Genomic DNA, 2,939 nt, shown 5'->3' on the forward strand with positions numbered 1-2,939 from the left:
ACTACTTGGGGTTGTATGGTTAAGTGACTAAGCGTATGTGGTGGATGCCTTGGCAGTTAGAGGCGATGAAGGACGTGTTAATCTGCGAAAAGCTTTGGTGAGGTGATAAAAACCGTTATAGCCAAAGATATCCGAATGGGGAAACCCACCCAACGTAAGTTGGGTATCATTAAGTGAATACATAGCTTAATGAGGCGAACCGGGAGAACTGAAACATCTAAGTACCCCGAGGAAAAGAAATCAACCGAGATTTCCTTAGTAGCGGCGAGCGAACGGGAATTAGCCCTTAAGTGGTTTGTAAGTTAGTGGAATCTACTGGAAAGTAGAGCGATACAGGGTGATAGCCCCGTACACGAAAATAAACTTATCATGAAATCGAGTAGGTCGGCACACGTGAAACGTTGACTGAACATGGGGGGACCATCCTCCAAGGCTAAATACTCCTAACTGACCGATAGTGAACCAGTACCGTGAGGGAAAGGCGAAAAGAACCCCTGTGAGGGGAGTGAAATAGAACCTGAAACCGCATACGTACAAGCAGTGAGAGCTAGATTTAGTCTAGTGATTGCGTACCTTTTGTATAATGGGTCAGCGACTTATATTCTGTAGCAAGGTTAACCGAATAGGGGAGCCGTAGCGAAAGCGAGTGTTAACTGCGCGTTTAGTTGCAGGGTATAGACCCGAAACCCGGCGATCTACCCATGGGCAGGTTGAAGGTTGAGTAACATCAACTGGAGGACCGAACACACGTATGTTGAAAAATGCGGTGATGACTTGTGGGTCGGAGTGAAAGGCTAATCAAGCCGGGAGATAGCTGGTTCTCCCCGAAATCTATTTAGGTAGAGCCTCGCACGAACACCATTGGGGGTAGAGCACTGTTAAGGCTAGGGGGTCATCCCGACTTACCAACCCTTTGCAAACTCCGAATACCAATGAGTGATATGCGGGAGACACACTACGGGTGCTAACGTCCGTTGTGAAGAGGGAAACAACCCAGACCGCCAGCTAAGGTCCCAAAGTACTAGTTAAGTGGGAAACGATGTGGAAAGGCATAGACAGCTAGGAGGTTGGCTTAGAAGCAGCCATCCTTTAAAGAAAGCGTAATAGCTCACTAGTCGAGTCGGTCTGCGCGGAAGATGTAACGGGGCTAAACTAGTCACCGAAGCTGCGGATTTGTTCTTAGGAACAAGTGGTAGGGGAGCGTTCTGTAAGCCGTTGAAGGTGAGTTGTAAAGCTTGCTGGAGGTATCAGAAGTGCGAATGCTGACATGAGTAACGATAAGGGGAGTGAAAAACTCCCCCGCCGAAAGACCAAGGTTTCCTGTCCCATGTTAATCAGGGCAGGGTAAGTCGGCCCCTAAGGCGAGGCGGAAACGCGTAGTCGATGGGAAACAGATTAATATTTCTGTACTTCTATATATTGCGAAGGAGGGACGGAGTAGGCTAGGTGAGCACGGCGTTGGTAGTCCGTGTGAAAGTATGTAGGTGGTTGTCTTAGGTAAATCCGGGACTTCATTCAACACTGAGATACGAGACGAGATTCTACGGAATTGAAGTCATTGATGCCATGCTTCCAGGAAAAGCTTCTAAGCTTCAGATATATAGGAACCGTACCCCAAACCGACACAGGTGGTTAGGTAGAGAATACTAAGGCGCTTGAGAGAACTCGGGTGAAGGAACTAGGCAAAATAGTACCGTAACTTCGGGAGAAGGTACGCTCTCTAATGTGAATGACTTGCTCAGTAAGCATCGGAGAGTCGAAGTAACCAGGTGGCTGGAACTGTTTATTAAAAACACAGCACTGTGCAAAATCGAAAGATGACGTATACGGTGTGACGCCTGCCCGGTGCCGGAAGGTTAATTGATTGGGTTATCTTCGGAGAAGCTCATGATCGAAGCCCCGGTAAACGGCGGCCGTAACTATAACGGTCCTAAGGTAGCGAAATTCCTTGTCGGGTAAGTTCCGACCTGCACGAATGGCGTAATCATGGCCACACTGTCTCCACCCGAGACTCAGTGAAATTGAAATTGCGGTTAAGATGCCGTATACCCGCGGCTAGACGGAAAGACCCCGTGAACCTTTACTATAGCTTGACAGTGAACATTGCTCCTACATGTGTAGGATAGGTGGGAGACTATGAAACCATGTCGCTAGATGTGGTGGAGTCTACCTTGAAATACCACCCTTGTATGCGTGATGTTCTAACCTAGGGCCCTTATCGGGCTTGGGGACACTGTCTGGTGGGTAGTTTGACTGGGGCGGTCTCCTCCTAAAGAGTAACGGAGGAGCACGAAGGTTGGCTAAGTACGGTCGGACATCGTACGGTTAGTGCAATGGCATAAGCCAGCTTAACTGCGAGACAGACACGTCGAGCAGGTACGAAAGTAGGTCATAGTGATCCGGTGGTTCTGTATGGAAGGGCCATCGCTCAACGGATAAAAGGTACTCCGGGGATAACAGGCTGATACCGCCCAAGAGTTCATATCGACGGCGGTGTTTGGCACCTCGATGTCGGCTCATCACATCCTGGGGCTGAAGTCGGTCCCAAGGGTATGGCTGTTCGCCATTTAAAGTGGTACGCGAGCTGGGTTTAGAACGTCGTGAGACAGTTCGGTCCCTATCTGCCGTGGGCGTTTGAGAATTGAAGAGGGCTGCTCCTAGTACGAGAGGACCGGAGTGGACGAACCGCTGGTGTTCGGGTTGTTATGCCAATAGCATTGCCCGGTAGCTACGTTCGGAACTGATAACCGCTGAAAGCATCTAAGCGGGAAGCAGGCTTTGAGATGAGTTCTCACTGGAGCTTTAAGCTCCCTAAAGGGTCGTTGGAGACTACAACGTTGATAGGTTGGGTGTGTAAGGACTGCGAGGTCTTGAGCTAACCAATACTAATTACCCGTGAGGCTTAACCATACAACACCCAAGTGGTTTTAAGTTGTGTG

1 rRNA gene is annotated in these 2,939 nt (G+C 49.2%); it reads left to right on the forward strand.

The window, feature by feature from the left end:
• Nucleotides 1-17 precede the first annotated feature (17 nt).
• Nucleotides 18-2,910 (forward strand): 23S ribosomal RNA (locus tag H4J61_RS02305).
• Nucleotides 2,911-2,939: the final 29 nt, after the last annotated feature.

The organism is Colwellia sp. MB3u-4 (genome assembly GCF_014077065.1).
Taxonomy (GTDB): Bacteria; Pseudomonadota; Gammaproteobacteria; order Enterobacterales; family Alteromonadaceae; genus Cognaticolwellia.